At 74.3% G+C, this 19,558-nt stretch carries 24 protein-coding genes and 1 tRNA gene; 19 read left to right on the top strand and 6 right to left on the bottom strand.

Annotation, left to right across the window (positions count from 1 at the left end):
* Positions 1–3: 3 nt before the first annotated feature.
* The 3 genes from PSD17_RS23910 to PSD17_RS23900 are packed head-to-tail and all read left to right on the top strand — an operon-like array spanning position 4 to position 2,631.
* A complete protein-coding gene (locus tag PSD17_RS23910) occupies positions 4–729 on the top strand; it encodes an ABC transporter permease (protein ID WP_339124603.1) in 726 nt (241 codons plus the stop codon).
* Positions 730–739: 10 nt separating this feature from the next.
* Positions 740–2,020, top strand: a complete 1,281-nt coding sequence (locus PSD17_RS23905; protein WP_339124602.1) for a sensor histidine kinase — start codon at positions 740–742, stop codon at positions 2,018–2,020.
* Positions 2,017–2,631 (top strand): response regulator transcription factor, encoded by a 615-nt coding sequence (locus PSD17_RS23900; protein WP_013676531.1) that lies wholly within the window; start codon positions 2,017–2,019, stop codon positions 2,629–2,631. The genes PSD17_RS23905 and PSD17_RS23900 overlap by 4 nt, the downstream gene beginning before the upstream one ends.
* A 25-nt stretch (positions 2,632–2,656) precedes the next feature.
* On the opposite strand, the gene PSD17_RS23895 is transcribed toward PSD17_RS23900, so the two are convergent.
* Entirely contained in the window at positions 2,657–3,007 is a 351-nt protein-coding gene (locus PSD17_RS23895) for a hypothetical protein (RefSeq protein ID WP_013676530.1), read from the bottom strand.
* A 92-nt stretch (positions 3,008–3,099) separates the two neighbouring features.
* Between PSD17_RS23895 and PSD17_RS23890 the strand changes: the two genes are divergently transcribed.
* The 5 genes from PSD17_RS23890 (at position 3,100) to PSD17_RS23870 (ending at position 7,383) form a co-directional block, all read left to right on the top strand.
* Positions 3,100–3,492 carry a hypothetical protein gene (locus PSD17_RS23890; RefSeq protein ID WP_013676529.1) on the top strand — a complete coding sequence of 131 codons (393 nt, stop codon included), beginning with the start codon at positions 3,100–3,102 and terminating at the stop codon, positions 3,490–3,492.
* Positions 3,493–3,559: 67 nt separating this feature from the next.
* Positions 3,560–4,606 (top strand): XdhC family protein, encoded by a 1,047-nt coding sequence (locus PSD17_RS23885; protein WP_339124601.1) that lies wholly within the window; start codon positions 3,560–3,562, stop codon positions 4,604–4,606.
* 224 nt (positions 4,607–4,830) lie between these two features.
* Positions 4,831–5,448 carry a YdcF family protein gene (locus tag PSD17_RS23880; RefSeq protein ID WP_013676527.1) on the top strand — a complete coding sequence of 206 codons (618 nt, stop codon included), beginning with the start codon at positions 4,831–4,833 and terminating at the stop codon, positions 5,446–5,448.
* Positions 5,445–6,743: a deoxyguanosinetriphosphate triphosphohydrolase gene (locus PSD17_RS23875; RefSeq protein WP_013676526.1), complete on the top strand. Its 1,299-nt coding sequence runs from the start codon at positions 5,445–5,447 to the stop codon at positions 6,741–6,743. Before PSD17_RS23880 ends, PSD17_RS23875 begins: the two co-directional genes overlap by 4 nt.
* Positions 6,744–6,819: 76 nt before the next feature.
* Entirely contained in the window at positions 6,820–7,383 is a 564-nt protein-coding gene (locus tag PSD17_RS23870; protein WP_339124599.1) for a carboxymuconolactone decarboxylase family protein, read from the top strand.
* Positions 7,384–7,514: 131 nt separating this feature from the next.
* On the opposite strand, the gene PSD17_RS23865 is transcribed toward PSD17_RS23870, so the two are convergent.
* Together PSD17_RS23865 and sigJ are read right to left on the bottom strand one after the other, a co-directional pair.
* On the bottom strand, positions 7,515–8,192 hold the full coding sequence (locus tag PSD17_RS23865; protein WP_199796704.1) for an HNH endonuclease family protein: 678 nt from the start codon (positions 8,190–8,192) through the stop codon (positions 7,515–7,517).
* A gap of 160 nt (positions 8,193–8,352) precedes the next feature.
* Positions 8,353–9,216, bottom strand: a complete 864-nt coding sequence (gene sigJ / locus PSD17_RS23860) for an RNA polymerase sigma factor SigJ (RefSeq protein WP_339124598.1) — start codon at positions 9,214–9,216, stop codon at positions 8,353–8,355.
* Positions 9,217–9,318: 102 nt separating this feature from the next.
* Here sigJ and PSD17_RS23855 point away from each other — a divergent pair, with 102 nt between their 5' ends.
* The 7 genes from PSD17_RS23855 (at position 9,319) to PSD17_RS23825 (ending at position 14,179) form a co-directional block, all read left to right on the top strand.
* Positions 9,319–10,077 (top strand): SDR family oxidoreductase, encoded by a 759-nt coding sequence (locus tag PSD17_RS23855; protein ID WP_339124696.1) that lies wholly within the window; start codon positions 9,319–9,321, stop codon positions 10,075–10,077.
* 70 nt (positions 10,078–10,147) lie between these two features.
* Entirely contained in the window at positions 10,148–10,363 is a 216-nt protein-coding gene (locus PSD17_RS23850) for a hypothetical protein (RefSeq protein WP_013676522.1), read from the top strand.
* Between the two features lie 89 nt (positions 10,364–10,452).
* Positions 10,453–10,581 carry a hypothetical protein gene (locus PSD17_RS23845; RefSeq protein WP_013676521.1) on the top strand — a complete coding sequence of 43 codons (129 nt, stop codon included), beginning with the start codon at positions 10,453–10,455 and terminating at the stop codon, positions 10,579–10,581.
* The gene (locus PSD17_RS23840) at positions 10,578–10,958 is read left to right on the top strand and encodes a VOC family protein (protein ID WP_339124596.1); all 381 of its coding nucleotides are present in this window, start codon (positions 10,578–10,580) and stop codon (positions 10,956–10,958) included. Before PSD17_RS23845 ends, PSD17_RS23840 begins: the two co-directional genes overlap by 4 nt.
* 43 nt (positions 10,959–11,001) lie before the next feature.
* Positions 11,002–12,900, top strand: coding sequence for a DNA primase (gene dnaG, locus PSD17_RS23835; RefSeq protein WP_339124595.1), 1,899 nt, complete (start codon positions 11,002–11,004; stop codon positions 12,898–12,900).
* Entirely contained in the window at positions 12,900–13,424 is a 525-nt protein-coding gene (locus tag PSD17_RS23830) for a hypothetical protein (protein WP_339124594.1), read from the top strand. Before dnaG ends, PSD17_RS23830 begins: the two co-directional genes overlap by 1 nt.
* The gene (locus tag PSD17_RS23825) at positions 13,421–14,179 is read left to right on the top strand and encodes a trans-aconitate 2-methyltransferase (RefSeq protein WP_339124593.1); all 759 of its coding nucleotides are present in this window, start codon (positions 13,421–13,423) and stop codon (positions 14,177–14,179) included. The genes PSD17_RS23830 and PSD17_RS23825 overlap by 4 nt, the downstream gene beginning before the upstream one ends.
* A gap of 60 nt (positions 14,180–14,239) precedes the next feature.
* Here the strand turns inward: PSD17_RS23825 and PSD17_RS23820 are convergent, their stop codons facing one another.
* A complete protein-coding gene (locus PSD17_RS23820; RefSeq protein ID WP_013676516.1) occupies positions 14,240–14,449 on the bottom strand; it encodes a hypothetical protein in 210 nt (69 codons plus the stop codon).
* Between the two features lie 152 nt (positions 14,450–14,601).
* Between PSD17_RS23820 and PSD17_RS23815 the strand changes: the two genes are divergently transcribed.
* The 3 genes from PSD17_RS23815 (at position 14,602) to PSD17_RS23805 (ending at position 16,308) form a co-directional block, all read left to right on the top strand.
* Positions 14,602–14,674 (top strand) — tRNA-Asn (locus tag PSD17_RS23815).
* A gap of 160 nt (positions 14,675–14,834) precedes the next feature.
* Positions 14,835–15,443, top strand: a complete 609-nt coding sequence (locus PSD17_RS23810; protein ID WP_339124592.1) for a TetR/AcrR family transcriptional regulator — start codon at positions 14,835–14,837, stop codon at positions 15,441–15,443.
* A gap of 73 nt (positions 15,444–15,516) precedes the next feature.
* Positions 15,517–16,308, top strand: a complete 792-nt coding sequence (locus tag PSD17_RS23805; RefSeq protein WP_103381422.1) for an alpha/beta fold hydrolase — start codon at positions 15,517–15,519, stop codon at positions 16,306–16,308.
* A gap of 96 nt (positions 16,309–16,404) precedes the next feature.
* On the opposite strand, the gene PSD17_RS23800 is transcribed toward PSD17_RS23805, so the two are convergent.
* Positions 16,405–17,451, bottom strand: a complete 1,047-nt coding sequence (locus PSD17_RS23800) for a hypothetical protein (protein WP_013676513.1) — start codon at positions 17,449–17,451, stop codon at positions 16,405–16,407.
* 617 nt (positions 17,452–18,068) lie between these two features.
* Positions 18,069–18,749 carry a MarR family winged helix-turn-helix transcriptional regulator gene (locus PSD17_RS23795; RefSeq protein WP_013676512.1) on the bottom strand — a complete coding sequence of 227 codons (681 nt, stop codon included), beginning with the start codon at positions 18,747–18,749 and terminating at the stop codon, positions 18,069–18,071.
* Positions 18,750–19,002: 253 nt separating this feature from the next.
* Here PSD17_RS23795 and PSD17_RS23790 point away from each other — a divergent pair, with 253 nt between their 5' ends.
* Positions 19,003–19,551, top strand: a complete 549-nt coding sequence (locus PSD17_RS23790; protein ID WP_158511338.1) for a VOC family protein — start codon at positions 19,003–19,005, stop codon at positions 19,549–19,551.
* The last annotated feature ends 7 nt before the right edge of the window (positions 19,552–19,558 follow it).

Here is a 19,558-nt window from a genome sequence, read left to right as displayed (position 1 = left end):
ACCATGGGAGTCCTGCTCACGTCCGAGGTGCGGCGGGTCCTCCGCTCGCCGCGGTTCCTGATCTTCACGGTCGGCTTCCCGGTCGTGTACTTCCTCCTCTTCTCCGGCCTCTACGCCACCGGGGCCGACGCCACGGCGGTCACCGTCGTGCTGATGCTGAACATGGCCGCCTTCGGGGCGATCTCGGCGTCGATCAGCACCGGCGGGCGGGTCGCCGTGGAGCGTGCGGTCGGCTGGAACCGCCAGCTGCGGCTCACCCCGTTGCCCGGCTGGGCGTACCTGGCGGTGAAGGCGGCCGTCGCGATGCTCGTGGCGCTGCCCGCGCTGGTGCTGACGTTCCTGGTGGCCGTCGTCGTCAAGCACGTCGACCTGACGGCGGTCGAGTGGGTGCGCGTCGGCGCCGCAGCCTGGCTCGGGGTGCTGCCGTTCGCGGCGATCGGCCTGCTGGTCGGCATGAGCGCGACGCAGGACTCCGCGCAGGGCATGTCGACGGTGACGATGCTGCTGTTCAGCCTGCTCGGCGGCGTCCTCATCCCGGCGAGCATCCTGCCCTCGGCGTTGGCGACCGTCGCCCACGCGCTGCCCAGCTACTGGCTCGCCGAGATCGCGCGGGGCCAGGCGACCGGGGAGGCGGTGCCGCTGCAGGGCATGGCGGTCATGCTCGCGTGGCTGGTCGTCGCGGGCGGGCTGGTGGCCGTCCGGTACCGACGCGACGCACTGCGGGTCTAGCGTGGAGCCCATGACGGCCCGTGCACGGGGACTCGGGCGAGCACGCGACGACGGCGGTCCCGTCGACCCGACGCACCTTTCGCTGCGCAAGTGGCTGCCGATCGCGGCGGGCTGGTCGTTGCTGCTGCTGCCGTGGGTGTACGCAGCGGCGGTCTCGCAGCACCCGACGCTGCTGCGCGTCCTGCTCGTGCTCGATGTCGTCGCCTACATCGCCGGGTACTGCGGCGGCCTCTACTACGCGATGTGGGCCGGGCGCAGGCTCGTGTCGGTGGTGACGGTGGTCGGCATGGCCGCGCTGTGGGTCGGGATGGTCGCGGGGCTGGGTGCGGGCGGAAGCGACGGCGGCGTCCTCTACACGATCAGCTTCCTGGTCGTCGCGGTGATGGCACTGCTGGCGCGGCGGACCTCTGCGGTCGTGGCGCTGGCCGTCGTCGTCGTGGCCATCGGGCTCTACCGCTGGGAGTTCGGCGCGATCGACGTGGGCGCGGTCGTCGGTGTCGTCGCGATGACGCTGGCGATGATCGGCATGTTCGGCCTGATCAGGGCCAACAGCGAGCTGCGCACGGCCCGCGAGGAGCTCGCGCGGCTGGCCGTCGCCGAGGAACGCGACCGGATGGCCCGCGACCTGCACGACGTACTCGGGCACTCGCTCACGACGATCACCGTCAAGGCCGGACTCGCCCGCAGGCTGCTCGAGCGTGGCGACGACGAGCGCGCCGCCGACGAGGTCGCCGACGTCGAACGCCTCGGCCGCCAGGCACTGACCGACGTCCGCGCGACGATCTCGGCGCACCGCGTCGCGTCGCTGGCCGCCGAGCTCGCCGGGGCGCGGGGGGCGTTGCGCGCCGCGGAGATCCGGGCCGACCTGCCGCGCGCGGTCGACGACGTCCCCGCCGAGCGCCAGCAGGTCTTCGCCCACGTACTGCGCGAGGGCGTCACCAACGCGATCCGCCACAGCGGCGCGGAGCGGGTCACGGTGCGGCTGACCCCGGACTCGATCGAGGTCGTCGACGACGGTGTCGGCGCCCCGGACGCCACCCCGGCCGGGAACGGGCTGTCCGGCTTGGCCGAGCGGGTCGCCGCGATCGGCGGCTGGGTCGACGCGGGGCCGGGGGAGCGCGGTGGCTGGCGGCTCGTCGCGACGTGCCCGCCGGTGCGGCACAAGGGCCGTACCGTCCGCACGACGGCCCGGACCCCCGGCGACCCGGCCGGCGCCGTCACCGACACCGACACCGACACCGACACCGCCACCGTCGCCGGGCCCGCCGGGGACCCCGGAGCCGCGCGGTGACCGACCCGATCCGCGTCCTGCTGGCCGACGACCAGGCCCTCGTCCGCGGGGCGCTCGCCGCGATGCTGGGCCTGGAACCCGACATCGAGATCGTCGCCCAGGTCGGCACGGGCGACGAGGTCGGGCCCGCCGCGGCGCGGACGAAGCCCGACGTCGCGCTGCTCGACGTGCAGATGCCCGGCATCGACGGCCTCGCCGCGGCCGCGCTGCTGCACGAGCAGCTCCCGTCCTGCCGGGTGGTGGTGCTCACGACGTTCGGCCGCCCCGGCTACCTCGCGCGGGCGATGCGGGCCGGGGCGGCGGGGTTCGTCGTCAAGGACTCACCGCCCGAGCAGCTCGTCGACGCGGTCCGCCGGGTGCACGCGGGGCTACGCGTCGTCGACCCGGCGCTCGCCGCGGAGTCGCTGAGCCAGGGGACCAGCCCGCTGACCGAGCGCGAGCGCGACGTCCTCGTCGCAGCGGCCGACGGCGCGACCGTCGCCGACATCGCGCGGCGGCTGCACCTGTCGGAGGGCACGGTCCGCAACCACCTCTCGTCGGCGATCGGCAAGACCGACGCGCGCACCCGTGCCGAGGCCGTCCGCATCGCGGACGGCAACGGCTGGCTCTGACGGGTGCCGGCCCCTTCCCGGCCGGTCAGCCCACGCGCGCGGCGCAGGCGTCGCGGTCCCCGGCGTAGCCGGGGTCCTGGGCCGCGGCCAGGCGCAGGTGCGGCAGGGCCTCGGCGTGCCGGCTCTGCCGCTGCAACGTGCGGCCCAGCAGGTAGCGGGCGTAGGCGTCCGCCGGCGCGAGCTCCACGGCCAGGCGCAGCTCCGCCTCGGCCTTGCGCAGCTGCGCGGAGCGGTAGTAGGCGCGCCCGAGCAGCAGCGCGCCGCCGGCGGTCGCCCGCAGCTCCTCGGCCCGCGGCTCCAGCATCTCCAGCGCCTCCAGCGGGAGGCCCTCGTCGACCCACCTCTCGGCCGTCCGGTACGTCAGGGTGTCCATCATGACCGATCCAACCTGATACCCCCATGGGGTATTCCGGCGGGACGGTGGCCCTCGGGACCGGCCGTCGCGTGCGACCGGGGAGACTGGCGGTCGTGAACCGGCTCCGCGCGATCACCGCTCCGCAGATCCTCCTCGTGCTGCTCGTCGTGTCGGCGGCGGTGCACGCGGTCCACGCGGTCCGGCTCTGGGACGACTCGCGGCTCGCGATCATCGACGCGGTGCTCGTGGTCGTGGACCTGGTGATCGCCGGGATGCTCGCGCGGACGTTGCGAACCCCTGCGGCGCAGCCGGTCCCACTGCTGTCGGCCGCCGTGGCGGGCGCGATCGGCGTCGCGACGTTCCTGCTGCCGAGCGTGCTGGCCCTGGCCGCCGGCCGCCCCCTCGGCGGCCTGTTCGACGGCTGGGCCTTCGCCGCGCTGCTGGTCGACGCGATCGTCGTGCGGATCGCGATCTTCGCCCTCAAACGCACGCTCCCGACCGGTTGACCGCCCGGCGGGACGCGCCCGGCTCGCGTGCGGCCCGCCGTCGGCGCCGGTCGCTACCCTGGTCGGTGTGACCGCCACGACCGCTCCCTCCTCCTCGTCCGCCGCCGATCCGCGCCGCGAGCTCGGTCGCGCGCTGCAGCGCTGGGCGGGCGCCGGGATGCCGGCGGTGGGGGTCGTCCGGGTGCTCGACCGGCACGGATTCGGGACCGTCGAGTCCGGTCAGCTCGTCGCGTCGACGCCCGGCGGGGACGCCGTGGGGGTGCTCTATCGCGGCGCGCTCGACGACACGGTCCGCCCTCTCGCGGCCGAGGCCGCGGCCGGGCCCCGCACCGGCGAGGCGCACGTGTCCGAGGCGGCGGGGCTCGCCGCGGGCCTGGCCTGCGCCGGCGGCGCGACGCTGCTCGGGCATCCGCTGCCCGCCGAGCTCGCCGCGGCACTGGGTGCCGCGCTCGAGGGCGGCGTCCCGGCGGCGCTGCTCTCGCCCGCCGACGGGACGGCGGCGCTGGTGCTCACCGGCCCCGAACTGGAGCAGGCCCACGGCACGCTCGGGTCGGGGGAGGCCGACGAGGCGGGCATCGCGCACGTCCGCGGGCTGCTGCGCCGCGGCGCGACCGCGACCGAGCGGTTCACCGCCGCGGATGTCGACGTCCTGGCCGACCTGTGGGTCCCGGTGCCGACGATCGTCGTCGTCGGGTCCGGCGCGATCGGGGAGGCCCTGCTCGCACAGGCCGCGCTGCTGGGCTGGGGTGCACGCACCGTCGCCGAGCTCGACGAGGCGCTGGCCGCCGTCGCCGGGTTCTCCGACGCCGACGTCGTCGTCCTGCTCGACCACGCCCCCAGGTTCGACGCCGTCCTGATCGAGGGGGTGCGCGGTGGCCGCGGGTTCATCGGCGCGCTGGGCTCGCGCCGCACGCAGTCCGCCCGCCGCGGCCGGCTCCGGACCAAGGGTCTCTCCGACGCGGAGATCGACTCGATCTACGGCCCCGTCGGGCTCGACCTCGGCGCCCGCACCCCGGCCGAGACGGCCGTGTCGATCGTCGCGCAGGTGATCGCCGCCCGCTCCGGGCGCACCGCGAGCGCGCTCGCCGCCTCCGACGGGCGGATCGGCGGGTGACGGGACCCCGCCCGCCGTGGCGGGCAGGCGGGGGCCGTGCGGCCCCGACCGTTCCCCTGCGTCGCGACGGGCGTGATCCGCGCACGTCGCCCGAGCGTCGTGCGGGCGGCCCCACACGGCGCTACCTCTCCGAACCCGACCGGGTGCCCCCGACCCGCTCCGGTGCCCGGCCGCGCCACCTGCAGCCCGGGGCGCGGCCGCAGGAGCCCCCGGCCCGCAGCCGGATGCGCTGGCCGCTGCGCATCGTGCTCGGCGGGGTGCTGGTGGCGGTGATCATCGTCGTCGGTACCGCGTTCCGGGTCTGGGAGACCGCGCGCACCGACCACGACACCCCGGCCGACGCCGTCATCGTCCTCGGCGCCGCCCAGTACGACGGCAACCCCAGCCCGATCTTCGCCGCCCGCCTCGACCACGCCGCGGCGCTGTACCGGCAGGGTCTCGCGCCGCGGATCGTGACCGTCGGCGGCAACCGGGCGGGCGACGAGTACACCGAGGCGTCCGCGGGCAGGCGCTACCTGCTCGCCAAGGGCGTGCCGGCGGCGGCCGTGGTCGCGGTGGGGGAGGGGTCGGACACCCTGGCCAGCCTGCAGGCCGTCGCCGCGGTGGCCCGCACCGGCGGCTGGCACACCGCGATCCTGGTCAGCGACCCGTGGCACTCGCTGCGGGCGCGCACGATGGCCGAGGACTCCGGGCTCGACGCCTGGACGTCGCCGACGCGCAGCGGCCCGGTGGTGCAGAGCCGCGAGACGCAGGCCCGCTACATCGTCCGCGAGACGGGGGCGCTGCTGTTCTACCGGATCACCAAGGCGCCCGCCGACACCGAGGACACCGGCCTGGGATGAGCGGCCCCTCCGATCTCGCCGTGCCGACCGACCGGGGCTACGACGAGCACGCCCGCGCCCGGATGCTGCCCGAGGAACCGAAGACCGCGGCCGGCGGCCGGCCCGAGCGGCGCAGCCCGTTCGCCCGCGACCGGGCCCGCGTGCTGCACTCCGCGGCGCTGCGCAGGCTCGCGGGCAAGACGCAGGTCGTCGGACCCGGGGAGGGCGCGGAGATCACCGGCATCCCGCGCACCCGGCTGACGCACTCGCTCGAGGTCGCCCAGATCGGCCGGGGGATCGCCGAGGAGCTGGGCGCCGACCCCGACGTCGTCGACACCGCCGGGCTCGCCCACGACATCGGGCACCCGCCCTTCGGGCACAACGGCGAACGCGCGCTCGACGAGATCGCGCGGGCGTGCGGCGGGTTCGAGGGCAATGCCCAGACCCTGCGGATCCTCACCCGGCTCGAGCCCAAGGTCGGCCACGGCGACCACGCGGGCGGGCTCAACCTGACCCGGGCCGCCCTCGACGCCGCGGCGAAGTATCCGTGGGTCGGCGGGCCGGGGGTGCGCAAGTACGGCGCGTACGAGGCCGACCGCGCGGTGCTCGACTGGGTCCGCGACGGCGCACCGCCGCGGCGGCGCTGCATCGAGGCGCAGATCATGGACTGGTCCGACGACGTCGCCTACTCGGTGCACGACGTCGAGGACGGCATCCTCGCCGGCCGCATCGACCTCGCCGCACTGGCCGATACCGACGAGCGCGACGCCCTCGCGGCGCTGGCCGTCGCGAACTTCGGGGCGGATCCCGATGCGCTGCAACGGGCCGCCGACCAGCTGCTGGCGCTGCCCGCGGTCGACGGCGTCCGCGGGTTCCACGGGCCGTCGGCACCGGCGCGCGCGCACGTCGCGCTCAAGGTGCTCACCAGCGAGCTCGTCGGACGGTTCGTCCGCGCGGCCACCGACGCCACGCTCGACGCCCAGCCCGACCCCGACGCGGCGCTCACCCGCTACACGGCCGACCTCGTCGTGCCCGCCGGGGCCGCCGCCGAGGTCGCGCTGCTCAAGGCGGTCGCCGTCCGCTACGTCATGAAGGACCCGGCGCGGTTGGCGATGCAGGCCCGCCAGCGCGAGCTGCTCGCCGAGCTCGCCGCGTCGCTGCTGGCGGGGGCACCGGGGAGCCTCGACCCGGTCCGCGCCGAGGACTGGGCGGCCGCGTCCGACGACCCGGCGCGGCTGCGCGTCGTCGTCGACCAGATCGCGATGCTCACCGACCAGCAGGCGCTGTCCTGGCACGCGCGGCTGCGCCGGCTCTGATGCGCGCTGTCACGAACCGCGGTCCCGTCCCGTCCTGAAGGCGTCCCCTCGACGGACGAGACGACGGAGGCGAACGATGGCACGAATCCCCGTGGTGGCCGAGCAGGACGCCGGCCCGGTCGGACGGCTGGTCTACCGGATGGCGCGGCGCCGCTTCGGCGAGGTTCCCGAACCGTTCGCCGTGTCCCGCCACCACCCGAAGCTGTTCTGGGCCGGGCTGGTGTCGGAGCTGGCCTACGAGAAGGCGGCGACGGTGCTGCCCGCTCCGGTGCGCGAGCTCGCCGTCTACCGGACGGCGACGCAGGTCGGCTGCTCGTGGTGCGTCGACTTCGGGACGATGCTGCAGCGGCTGCAGGGTCTGGACACCGACCGGTTGCGCCACATCGACTCCTACGCCACCGATCCGCTCTACTCCGCGGCCGAGCGGCTCGCGATCGGCTACGCCGACGCCATGACCGCCACGCCGACGACCGTCACCGACGACCAGGTCGCCGAGCTGGAGCGGGCCTTCGGCCGCGCGGGTGTCGTCGAGCTGACGCACGCGATCGCCCTGGAGAACATGCGCGCCCGCAGCAACCACGCCCTGGGGATCACCGACCAGGGCTTCGCCGCGGCCTGCGAGCTCCGTGAGCGGCGATAGTCGCCATCGCCACCATCGCCGCTCACGAGCCGGGCGGGCGGGCCGGGCCGGACCGTTGCGGGCCGGGCGGCGGCGGCGAGCCGGGCCGGGGAGTCCCGGGCCGCCGCTCGCGGCGGGACGCGACGGCGGGATCAGCGGCGGATCGTGCTGTCCGGCGGGAGCGGCTCGCCGGGACAGCCGGCCAGGACGCCGGCGATCGCGTCGCGCTCGGCCGCGGTGACCCACAGCCCGTACTTCTGCTTCACGGCGACCTGCCGGGCGACGTAGTCGCAGCGGTAGGACTTCGTCGGCGGCAGCCAGGTGGCGGCGTCGCCGTCGCCCTTGGACTGGTTCGTCGGCCCGTCGACGGCGAGGAGGTTGAGCGGGTCGTTGCCCAGCAGGGTGCGGGTCGCGGGATCGAGCTGCTGGGCGCCCTTCTGCCAGGCGTCCGACAGCGCGACGACGTGGTCGATCTGCACGGCCTCGCTGGTGCCCTGGCCGCGCACGAAGGAGATGTTCTTGCCGGTGTAGGGGTCGTGCAGCGACCCGGTCAGCACGACGCAGTCGTGGGTGCCCGGCTTGAAGGTCTCGCCCGTCATGTCCCGGGCGAGGACGTCGTTGCGCTGGTCGCAGCCGTTGTGGTCGACGTCGGTCCAGGCGGCGCCGAACTTGTCGCGGGTGTAGCCGGTCTTGGGCGCGCGGCCCTTGACGGGCAGGGCGGCGAGCGCCGTGGCGGCGTCACCGGTGGCGGCGGGCGCGACGGGCGCACCGGGTGCGGCGGGAGCACCGGGCGCGGCGGCGCCGGGCAGTTCGAACGGGGTGGTCCGCAACGCGGCACACCCCGAGATCGTTGTCGAGAGGGCGGCCGCTGCCGCCAGAACCGGGACCCACCGTCGCCACGCACGTACCGTTCGCACCCGCGAATCCTGGGGTGCGGGCGGCCCCGGATCCGGGACCGACACGGCGGCGTCCGCCGGGCCGCGACGGTGCTCAGAGTTTGTCCGGGTTGACCACCTGATACATCGCGCGAATCCGGCCGTCTGTGACGGAGAGCACTGCGACCGACGCCGGTGCCGTCCCGACCGCCGGGGTCCGCACGCCCGGCTCGCCGTTGACGAGGATCGGCTCCCAGTCCGCCAACAGACCGTCGCCGTACTTGCGCAGCAGGCCCAGGAACAGCCGGGTGACGTCGGCGGGTCCGACGATGGGCCGGCGCGCGGCGGACACCCGGCCGTCGCTGTCGGCCAGCAGCACGACGTCCGGATGCAGCAGCGCGACGATGCCGTCGGTGTCGGCCCTGGCCAGCGCGTCGGCGAAGGCATGGAGGACCGCCAGCTGTTCGGCGCTCGACGCGGGCGGCGGGACGTCGGCGTCGGCGACGATGCGCCGTGCCCGGCTCGCGTGCTGGCGCGCGGTGGCCTCCGAGCAGTCGAGGACCTCGGCGATGCGGGCGAACGGCAGGTCCAGCGCCTCGTGCAGGACGAGCGCGACCCGCTGCGGCGGCGTGAGCCGTTCGAGGACGACCATCGCCGCCATGCGCACCCCCTCGTCCCGCACGACCTCCGCGAGCGGGTCGTCGTCGGCGGGCGTGGTGACCAGCGGCTCGGGCAGCCAGGGGCCGACGTAGCGCTCCCGGCGCGCCGCGGCGGACCGCAGCCTGTCCAGGCACAGCCGACCGACGACGGTCGTCAGCCAGGCGCGCGGCTCGTCGATCGTGGCGGGGTCCTGGGCCGCGAAGCGCAGCCACGCCTCCTGGACGGCGTCCTCGGCGTCGGAGCGGCTGCCGGTGATGCGGTAACCGACGCGGAGCAGGTGGGCGCGGTGCGACTCGAAGGTGTCGACGTCGACGGTCACCACCCCGACGCTACGGGAGCGACGAGCGTCACACCGCCCTGCCGTCACGACCGTGGGCGGCACCCCGTCCCCACGGTGACCGACCGAGAGAAGGGAACCACGATGGACCTCCTCGTCACCGGAGGCACCGGAACACTGGGCCGCGCCCTCGTCGAGCGGCTGCGCGCCGAGGGTCTCGCGCCACGGGTGCTCAGCCGCACCGCGGGGCCCGGCCGCGTCGTCGGCGACCTGCGCACCGGCGCCGGGATCGACGACGCCGTGCGCGGCGCCGACGTCGTCGTGCACTGCGCGACCGCGCCGAAGGGCGACGCGGACACGACCCGCACCCTCGTCGACGCCGCCACCCGCGCGGGCCGGCCACACCTGGTGTACGTGTCGATCGTCGGGATCGAGGACGTGCCGCTGCCCTACTACAAGGCGAAGCTGGCGGCGGAGCGCGTGATCACCGGCAGCGCCCTGCCCTGGACGATCCTGCGGGCCACGCAGTTCCACGACCTGCTCGCGACGATCTTCGCGGCCGGGTCGAGGACGGGCGTCCTGCCGGTGCTCGCGCACACGCCGTTCCAGCCGATCGCCGTCGACGACGTCGCCGCCCGCCTGGCCGAGCTCGCAACCGCGCCGCCCGCGGGCCGGGCCACCGACCTCGGCGGCCCCCAGGTGCGCGACATGGCCGACCTCGCGAGGGCCTGGCTCACGGCGACCGGGACGCGGCGGCGCGTCGTCGGGCTGCGGCTGCCGGGCGGCATCGGGCGCGGTTTCCGCAGCGGTGCGCACACCACCCCGGAGCACGCCGACGGCGTCGGCACCTTCGAGGAGTTCCTGCGCGCGCAGCGGCGGCCGCGCACTCACTCGACCGAATGACGCACCGACGACACGCCGAGGATTGCGCTGATCGGCGTAACGGCGGCAGGTCGGCGGGGGATGACCGGGTATGAGCATCGTGTCGGACGTCCTGACCGTCCTCGCCGGTGGCGCCGGCATCCTCGTGCTGCTGGCGATGGCCGCCCTGCCGCTCTACGCCGACCGCGGGGCCGTCCCGGCCGACGCCCTCGACGCGGCGGGGCCGATGACCCCGCAGCCGATGATCCCGCAGCCGCGCAGGTCACCCGAGGTCGTCGAGCAGGTGACGCGGCCCCTCGCAGTCTGAGAGCCGGCTTCTGCGATTCCTCGCGGTTTCTCAGCCCCCTCCCAGCCCGCCCGCAGCCGCGCCACGGTCTCCCGACGCACGGTGGAGTCATGGTGCACACCGTCCTCGACTCGGTCGCCGTCTCCGCCGCGATCCTGCTGTTCGTCGTCATGACCTGCGTCCCGTGGTTCCTCGACCAGGACGAACCGGCGCCCGCCCGACTACCGTCGAGACGGTGACCGCCCCGCACCCGCGTCCACGTCTGTCCGTCGTCGCGCTCGACTGCCCCGATGCCGACGCCCTCATCGGCTTCTACTCCGCGCTCACCGGCTGGCCCGTGAGCGAGGGCGACTCCGACGAGGACTGGCGCGAGCTCGTCGCCGACGGTCCCGTCACGATCGCCTGCCAGCGGGTCGACGGCTACCGCCCGCCCCGCTGGCCCTCCCAGGAGCATCCCCAGCAGATGCACGTCGACTTCGACGTCCCCGACCTCGACGCCGGTGAGGAGTTCGTCCTCGGCATCGGCGCCGCCAAGGCCGACGTGCAGCCCGGGACGTCCTTCCGTGTCTACCTCGACCCGGTCGGCCATCCGTTCTGCCTGGTCCTCGCGACCTGAGCCGTGCGGCCACGTCCCGCACGGTCGGCCTAGACTCGTGCCCGTGGCAGGGCGGATCCGGGACAGCGACATCGCCGAGGTCCGCGACCGCGCCCGGATCGACGAGGTCGTCGGCGAGTACGTCGCACTGCGCCGCGCCGGCGCCGGGTCGCTGAAGGGTCTGTGCCCCTTCCACGACGAGAAGACCCCGTCGTTCAACGTCCGGCCCACCCACGGCACGTTCCACTGCTTCGGGTGCGGCGAGGGCGGCAGCGTCATCGACTTCGTCATGAAGATCGAGGTCGTCGGGTTCGTCGAGGCCGTCGAGCGGCTCGCCGAGAAGGTCGGCGTGCGGCTGAACTACGAGGGTGGCGGCAGCTCCGTCCAGCGCGACCGCGGCACCCGCACCCGGCTGCTCGAGGCCAACCGCAAGGCCGCCGAGTTCTACGCCGAGCAGCTGCGGACTCCCGAGGCCGCGCCCGCGCTGCAGTTCCTCACCGCCCGCGGGTTCGACTCGGCCGCGGCGGCCACCTTCGGCTGCGGCTACGCCCCGGCGGGCTGGGACCTGCTCACCAAGCACCTGCTCGCCGCCGGGTTCGGCCTCGACGAGCTGATGAAGGCGGGGCTGTCCAAGGAGGGCAGGCGGGGCCCGATCGACCGGTTCCACCGCAGGCTGCTGTGGCCGATCCGCGACCTCGGGGGCGACGTCGTCGGCTTCGGCGCGCGGCGGCTCTTCGACGACGACGGCATCGAGGCCAAGTACCTCAACACGACCGAGACGCCCGTCTACCGCAAGACCCACGTCCTGTTCGGGCTCGACCTGGCCAAACGCGAGATCGCGAGGCGTCGGCAGGTCGTCGTCGTCGAGGGCTACACCGACGTGATGGCCATGCACCTCGCCGGTGTCCCGACGGCCGTCGCGTCCTGTGGGACGGCCTTCGGCGCCGAGCACGTGTCGGTGATCCGCAGGCTGATCGGCGACGACAGCTTCGACCTCGGCGAGGTGATCTACACCTTCGACGGCGACGCCGCGGGCCAGGCCGCCGCGCTCAAGGCGTTCGAGGGCGACCAGAGCTTCGCCGCGCAGACGTTCGTCTCCATCGCACCCGACGGGCAGGATCCCTGCGAGCTGCGGCAGTCCGGCGGCGACACCGCCGTGCGCGACCTCGTCGCGCGCCGGGAGCCGCTGTTCGAGTTCGCGATCCGCTCGATGCTGCGCGAGCACGACCTCGACACCGCCGAGGGCCGCGTCGCGGCGCTGCAGCGCTGTGTCCCGCTCGTCGCCCGGATCCGTCGGGAGGACCTGCGCGACGAGTACGCGCGCCGCCTCGCGGGGTGGACCAGCTGGGACGACATCGCGATGGTGGTCCGCCGGGTCCGCGAGACGGCGGGGGCGCCTGCCGAGCCGGTCCGCGGCCGGCGGTCCGCGCCGCCCGTCGGGGCCCCGCCCAAGGACGACCCGCGGCTGCACCTGCAGCGCGAGGCCGTCAAGGCCGCGCTGCAGGAGCCCGCGATCGCGGGACCCGCCTACGACGAGCTGCCCGAGGCCGCCTTCAGCCATCCCGCGTTCGCGGGCGTGCACCGCGCGATCGCCGCCGCGGGCGGCGTCTGCGCCGGGTTGTCCGGGCCCGCCTGGATCGAGGCCGTCGGCGCCGAGTGCGCCCCCGAGTTCCGCGGCCTCGTCCACGAGCTGGCCGTCGAGCCGATGCAGCTGCCGCGCAAGACCGCCCGCGCGAGCAGCAACGGCAACGGGCTCACCGACGAGGCGCGCTACGTCGCCAGCGTCGTGGCCGGGGTGCGGCTGGCGCTGGTCGAGGCGCAGATCGCCGAGCTCAAGGCGCGGCTGCAGCGCACCAACCCGGTCGAGGAGGCCGACGCCTACCACCAGCTCTTCGGCGATCTCGTCCCGCTCGAGCAGTACCGGATAGCGTTGCGCGACAAGGCGATGGGAGCCGCTGTCTGATGGGTCTGGTGAGCCGCATCACCCAGATCGTCACCGGCCGGGGTGAGTTGCCCGCGGGCTTCGACGCCACACTCGAACCCGAGGAGCGGGTCCTCGCGGTCGCCCCGATCGTCGGCGGCAGCCACGTCGTCGTGACGTCGTGGGGGATCTGGCTGCCCGGCGACGCCCCTCGCCGAATCAGCTGGCACCTGGTCAGCAAGGCGGTCTGGGGCGGGGGAGCGCTCGTCGTCACCGAGGCGACCGAGACGGTCGAGGACGGCGTCGTGCTGCTCACCGACCTGCCGCCGCGCAGGCTGCGGCTCGAGGACCCAGGCAAGGTCCCGCAGCTGGTGCACGAGCGTGTCACGGGTTCGATCACGTCGCGACATCACCGCGACCTGCCCGGTGGCGGCGCGTGGTTCCTGCAGCGCAAGGTCCCCGGTGCCGACGGCACCGTCCTCCAGGTCCGTGCCGACCCGGGTACGGACCCCGATCTCGTGCGTCGACTCGCCCTCGAGGTGGCGCGGAAGGCGCGGCAGGGATGACCGGCACGACCTGGGACCCGACGCTCTACCTGACGTTCGACGACGCGCGCTCGCGCCCGTTCTTCGACCTCGTCGCGCGGGTGCGCGCCGAGTCGCCGCGCCGGGTCGTCGACCTGGGGTGCGGGCCCGGGCACCTGACCGAGGTGCTGGTCCGGCGGTGGCCCGACGCCGTCGTGGAGGCCCTCGACTCCTCGCCCGACATGGTCGCCGCGGCCCGCGAGCGCGGGATCGACGCCTCGTTGACCGCCGTCGAGTCCTGGTCGCCCGGGCCGGATGTCGACGTCGTCGTCACCAACGCCGTCCTGCAGTGGGTGCCGACGCACCGCGAGCTGCTCCCGCGCTGGATCGACGCGCTCGCGCCCGGCGCATGGTTCGCGATGCAGGTCCCGGGCAACTTCGGCGCGCCGTCGCACGTGTTGGTCCGCGAGCTCGCCGCCGCCCGCGGCATCACCGTCCGCGACACGCTCGCCGTGGGGGAGCCCGCCGAGTACGCCGAGCTGATCGGCCGCCCCGGTGTCGACGTGGACGTCTGGGAGACCACCTACCTGCAGCGGCTCACCGGCGAGGACCCCGTCCTCACCTGGATCACCGCGACCGCGCTGCGCCCCGTCCGCGACGCGCTCGACCCTGCGGGCTACGACGACTTCCGCGCCGAGCTCGCCCCGCGGCTGCGCGAGGCGTCCCCCGCCAATGCCGACGGCTCGACCTGGTTCCCGTTCCGCAGGCTGTTCGCGGTGGCGCACAAGCGATCCTGACGACGACCGGGCCGCGGGAGCTGTCCCGGGCCGGCCGCCGTCGCGATCGTCGGCGCAGAATCAGTGACCGCGGCCGTTGCTCGACGCGTCGGCGTGCCTGCGCCCGTTGACCGCCTCGTCGACGCGCGCCCGCACCACCCCCGCCGCGCCCTGCACCGCAGGATGGTCGGTGACGCGCTGGTACGCGCGCACCAACTGCTCGTACCGCTCGTGGCCGGCCCGCGCGCCCAACACGTAACCGACGGCCGCACCCAACAACAACTTCAGCATGTCGCCTCCGCAGGTCGCCCGTGATGACCCCATCCTGCCCCAGTGCAGGTCGTCAGGCGTGCTGGCGGGGGCAGCCCCCCGGGACGGTGCGTCCGAACGGGTGCGCTAGAGTTCTGCACGTCGGTGAGGCACGGCCTCGGCGACACAAGCGGTCCTCCGTAGCTCAATTGGCAGAGCATGCGACTGTTAATCGCAGGGTTACTGGTTCGAGTCCAGTCGGAGGAGCTTCTCCCCAGCTCAGAGGCCTGGTCCCCGCTGGTTCCATGATCACGCCCCGCGTCGGTCCTCTCGGCGACCAATGGCATCGAGGTCGGATGGCGGGGCACCTGCGGGAGGACGCCGTGGCACATCTCGTCGACAGCGAGGCCGGCCGGGGGGACGACGCATGACCGATCGGCCGGCCAGGCGGACGCAGGAGCAACGGCGGGCCGAGACCGAACGGCGCGTGCTGGACGCGGCGATGGCGCTCATAGCGCGCAGCGGGTCCCGAGCCGTCACGCTCGCCGAGGTCGGGGAAGCCGCCGGGTACAGCCGCGGCATCGTCTACCACCATTTCGGCAGCCGGGAACGGCTGTTGGAAGCCGTGGTCGACCAGGCGCAGCGGTTCGACATCCCCGGCTACCAGGGAGACGGCCTGGACCACCTGGTGCGGATCATCGAGGCGTACCTGCGCAACGTCGTGCGGCGGACACCCTCGGCGCGCGCGTTCCTGCAACTGTGGGGCGAGGCGATCGCGGCCGCCCCCGTGCTGGCTCCGCTGTTCGCCCGCCGGGACGCCGACTTCCGGCAGCTGCTGGCGGACGTGGTCCGCCAGGGCGTCGCCGACGGGTCCGTCCGACCCGACGCGAACCCGGCCGCCGCCGCCGTGCTGATCGTCGGCCTGGTCCGGGGGACAGGGCTGCAACTCATCGCCGAACCTCCGGTCCGCGACGTCCCTGCCCTCATCCAGGAGGCGGCGCGCTCGGTCCGCGGGGCGTTCGCGGTCACGCCGTAGCTTCCGGCGGTGGTCTCCGGCGTCTACCACTGCTACATTTACTTGCATACATACACGCAAGTAAGGAGTGATCATGTCCGTTCCCCTGGTACTCGTGCACGGCAATCCCGAGAGCGCCGGCGTGTGGGGACCGCTGATCGCCGCGCTCGGTCGGGACGACGCGGTGGCGCTGTCCCCGCCCGGATTCGGGGTGCCTGCGTCGGACGACTTCTCCGCCACGGTCGAGGGGTACCGTGACTGGCTCGCCGCGCGGCTGGAGCAGTTCCGGGAGCCCGTCGATCTCGTCGGTCACGACTGGGGTGGCGCGCACGTCGTCCAGATCGCGATGACGCGCCCCGATCTGATCCGCAGTTGGGCGTCGGATGCACTCGGCCTCTTCGACCCGGACTACGTCTGGCACGCGCGGGCCCAGGTGTGGCAACAGGAAGGGGCGGGCGAGGCCTCGGTGAAGGAGCTCTTCGGCGGCACGCTCGCGCAGCGGCTGGAGGTCGTCCGCGCGCTCGGGATGACCGGCGCGGCCGCGGAACGCGTGGCCGCCGGCATGGACGACGGCATGGGACGGGCGGTGCTCTCGCTCCTGCGATCAGCGGTCCAGCCCGTCATGGCCGACGCGGGCCGCGACCTCGCCGAGGCGCGGCAGCGGCCCGGTCTGGCCCTGGTCGCTCTCGCGGACGTCGGGCACGCCAGCGGCACGCCTGCGCAGCACCGGTCCGCGGCCGCGGCGGCCGGTGCCGAGATCGCGGAGCTCGCCGAGGTCGGGCACTGGTGGCCGGTGACGCACCCGGACCCGGCGGCTCGCGCCCTGACGGCGTTCTGGTCCCGGGTGGACGGTCAGGCGGTTCGTCCGCCGTCGGTCGGGCCGTGATCGAGACCGGTGGTGGCCGACCCCAAAGGCCTGATTCTGCATCGTGGGTGTGACGGTGCCGAGGTCGCCCGGGTGTCGGCACGGCGCGGAGGGACGTCAGACCGGAGCGGCGGTCACCGTGCTCTCGCGGCGGGCGACGGTCAGTCGTGCCCGGCCGGATCGCACGGCACCCACGGCGAAGAGGACCAGTCCGAGGCCGAACCAGGCCAGCAGTACCAGCACCGGTTGCGTGGCGCCCGCGCCGTCGAAGAAGGCCGTCGACCGGAGCAGGCTCGCGCCTGCGCCCGGCGGCAGCAGCCGGCCGAGGGTGCCGGACCAGCCGGGGAGCATCTCCGGGGCCGAGGCGCTGCCGGAGAGCGGGTTGCCGACCAGCAGCAGCACCGCCGCGCCCAGGCCGATCCCGGGCAGGCCCATTACTGCTTCCAGGCCGAGCAGGATCAGTGCGGTCGCGGCGACCGAGAGTGCCACCGCACCGGCGTTGGTCCAGTAGTCCCCGCCGAGCGAGCCGAACCAGAACTGCAGGATCGCGACCAGTGCCAACCCACCGGTCATCGCGAACGCCAGCGCGCCGACCAGGCGGCGGGCGGCCCCCCGGACCCGCAGGGTGAGCACCACGGCGGCGAGCACACCGCCGATGACCAGTGGCAACGATCCCGCGGCGAGCCCGATCCCGCGTGGGTCGGCGGCCGGCAGCGGGACGAGCTCGCGAACCGTCGCCGACGGCGCGGTCGCCTCACCGGGTGCCGCGAGGCCGGCCGCCAGCGCCTGCAACGTCTGCGCGACCGCCGGGCTCGCCGCGGTCGCGACGACGACCTCGGGTCGGCCGCCGCTCACGTCGATCGCGCCGTAGACCTCACGGTCGACGATCGCGGCCTCGGCGGCAGCGGTGTCGGGAACGGCGAGGGTCTCGAACGCGCCGGGCCGGCGCTCCTCCAGCGCGGCGGCGATCCGATCGGTCGCCACACTCGGTCCGGCGAGGGCGATCGGGACCGCGTGCACGGAGGACCGGACCGCGGGTAGTCCGAACGCGGTCAGCAGGACGCCGACGGCCACCGTCAACAGCACGACGACCGCCGCAACCTGCGCCCACGGGGTGGGTGCGCCTTTCGTCGCGGGTACGGGATCGACGTCCAACACGCTCATGTGCCGCTCCTCGGTGCGGCGGCCGCGCCCCGGCGGCCGCTCGGCTCGGTGAACCGGCCCGTCGCGCCGGCACCCCCGACCGCCGGAGGGGTCGGCCGGCCTCGCCCGTCCGCCTCGCCACCGGTGTCGGATCGCCAGGTTAGAACTCAACAGGCGTTGAAGTCAACGCACGTTGAATTTATCGAGGATGCGATCTCGGGGGCAGGGGTGCGGAGTCGCCCGGACGCGCATTACGGCGCTGGGGACGGTCGCCCCGACACGGCGGCTGGTGCGGTCCGTGTTCGGCCGAAGCGCGGGCGGTCGCGACCCGGCGCGCGGCTGGACGCGGACATCGATCGGATCGCAGCGGCGCCGCGCTCGCCCGCCCATGCGGCTCGGCTGTGACGTGTCCCTGCCACGCCGTGCTGCGGCAACGCAGGTACGTGGTGCCGCGGACGGCGTCGCGCGTTGTCCCCGCGGCGGCCCACCCGTCGGTCGCCGGTCGCCGGGATTCAGCGCGCAACCTCACTGCTGCTGGTCGCGCCGAAACGAGCAGTGAGGTTGCGGCCGGGTTCGTGCACGGGCAGCGGCGGGTGGGCCGTCGCAGCTGCGGTGTCCGGGTCCGTTCCCGCGGCGGGTCACGTGCTCTCGTCGGTCGCGCCCGACGGTGCGGGCTGGTCGGTGGGTGTGGGGGAGGCGTTCCGGATCCGGGCCCAGAGGTCGATCAGCCGGTCGAGGTCGGCGTCGTCGAGGTGCCGCACGAACACCCGTCGGACCCCGTCGAAGTGCACGTCCATCGCGGCGCCCAGCTCACGTTCCCCGCGCGGGGTCAGCCGCGTGACGACGGCCTGGCGGCCGGCCGAGGAGACCCGGCGGACCAGGCCACGCTCCTCGAGGCGGGCGACGATCCGGGTCACCCCGCCCGGGGTGACGAGCACGGCCCGGGCCAGGTCGACCATCCGGCGTTGCTTGTCCGGCATCCGCCACAGCTGGTACAGCACGTCGAACTCGCTCAGGGTGAGCCCGGTGCGCTCACGCAGCTCCGTCTCCAGGATCGGCAGGATCGCCGTCTGCACCTCCAGGACACCGCGCCAGGCCAGCAGCTCCCGGCGCTCCAGGTGCGGGACGTCCTTCTCGACGATCTCCGGCGCCGGGACGGGCCGTCGGACCCGGCGGTTCTGTTCGCTCTTCCTGACCGGCTGTCGGCGCCGGGCGCGGTAGGCCTTCTGCCGGCAGGCCGCGGAGCAGTACTGCGGCGGACGGCCCTGCTCGCCGACCGACAGCGGGCGGCCGCAGACGCGGCACGTCGGCGTCGACACCGGACCTCCCCTCGTGACGAAAATGCGTCCTCTCACCTTACGTCACGCTCTCGCTCCTTCGGTCGCCGTCCGGCGAATACGATCATGCCTGTCGGCGGCCCGTGGACCGGGCGGCCGCGACGGATCCGAGAAAGTCATTGACGTGGAAACAAGATCACGTTAACGTGAGCGCCGTCATACGACGGCCGTCTGGCTCGTCGGGGCGACGAACAGGAGAGATGACATGGGCGTCCGAACGACTGGTTGTCACCACATGGCTTTCGTCACGAACAACATGGAGGAGACCGTCAAGTTCTATAACGGTCTCCTCGGCTTTCCGGTGGTCGTGACGTTGCAGCTCCCGAACCCGGACCCGTTCCCGGGTGCGGTGCCGGGCAACCTCGGCGGCAGCCGGCACTACTTCTTCCGGATCAGCGAGCAGGACACGATCGCGTTCTTCGAGTTCGCCGACGTCGAGGTGCCGGCCGACAACTCGCTGCTCGGGGCGGGCAACCACCTCGCCATCACGGTCCCCTCCGAGGCCGAGCTGCAGAAGGCCAAGCGGCTCCTGGAGGAGAACGGCGTCAAGATCAAGAGCGAGCTCGACCACGGCTTCTGCCACTCGATCTACTTCGAGGACCCGGTCAACCACATCGCGCTCGAGTTCGCCACCTGGCAGCACGCGTGCGACGAGGAGGAGCCCTTCCTCCAGGACCCGGCCCCGGTCCCGGCGGCGCTGGCCGCGATCGGCGCGGAGCGCTACGAGCGTTACCAGCTGCACTACAACCCGGACGGCCACGGCGGCGAGGGTCCGCGCGCCTGATTCCGCA

It is taken from the genome of Pseudonocardia sp. D17 (assembly GCF_036984265.1).
GTDB lineage: Bacteria > Actinomycetota > Actinomycetes > Mycobacteriales > Pseudonocardiaceae > Pseudonocardia > Pseudonocardia benzenivorans.
The sequence above is the reverse complement of the archived record's forward strand: the minus strand, read 5'-3'. Positions and strand labels throughout refer to the sequence as shown.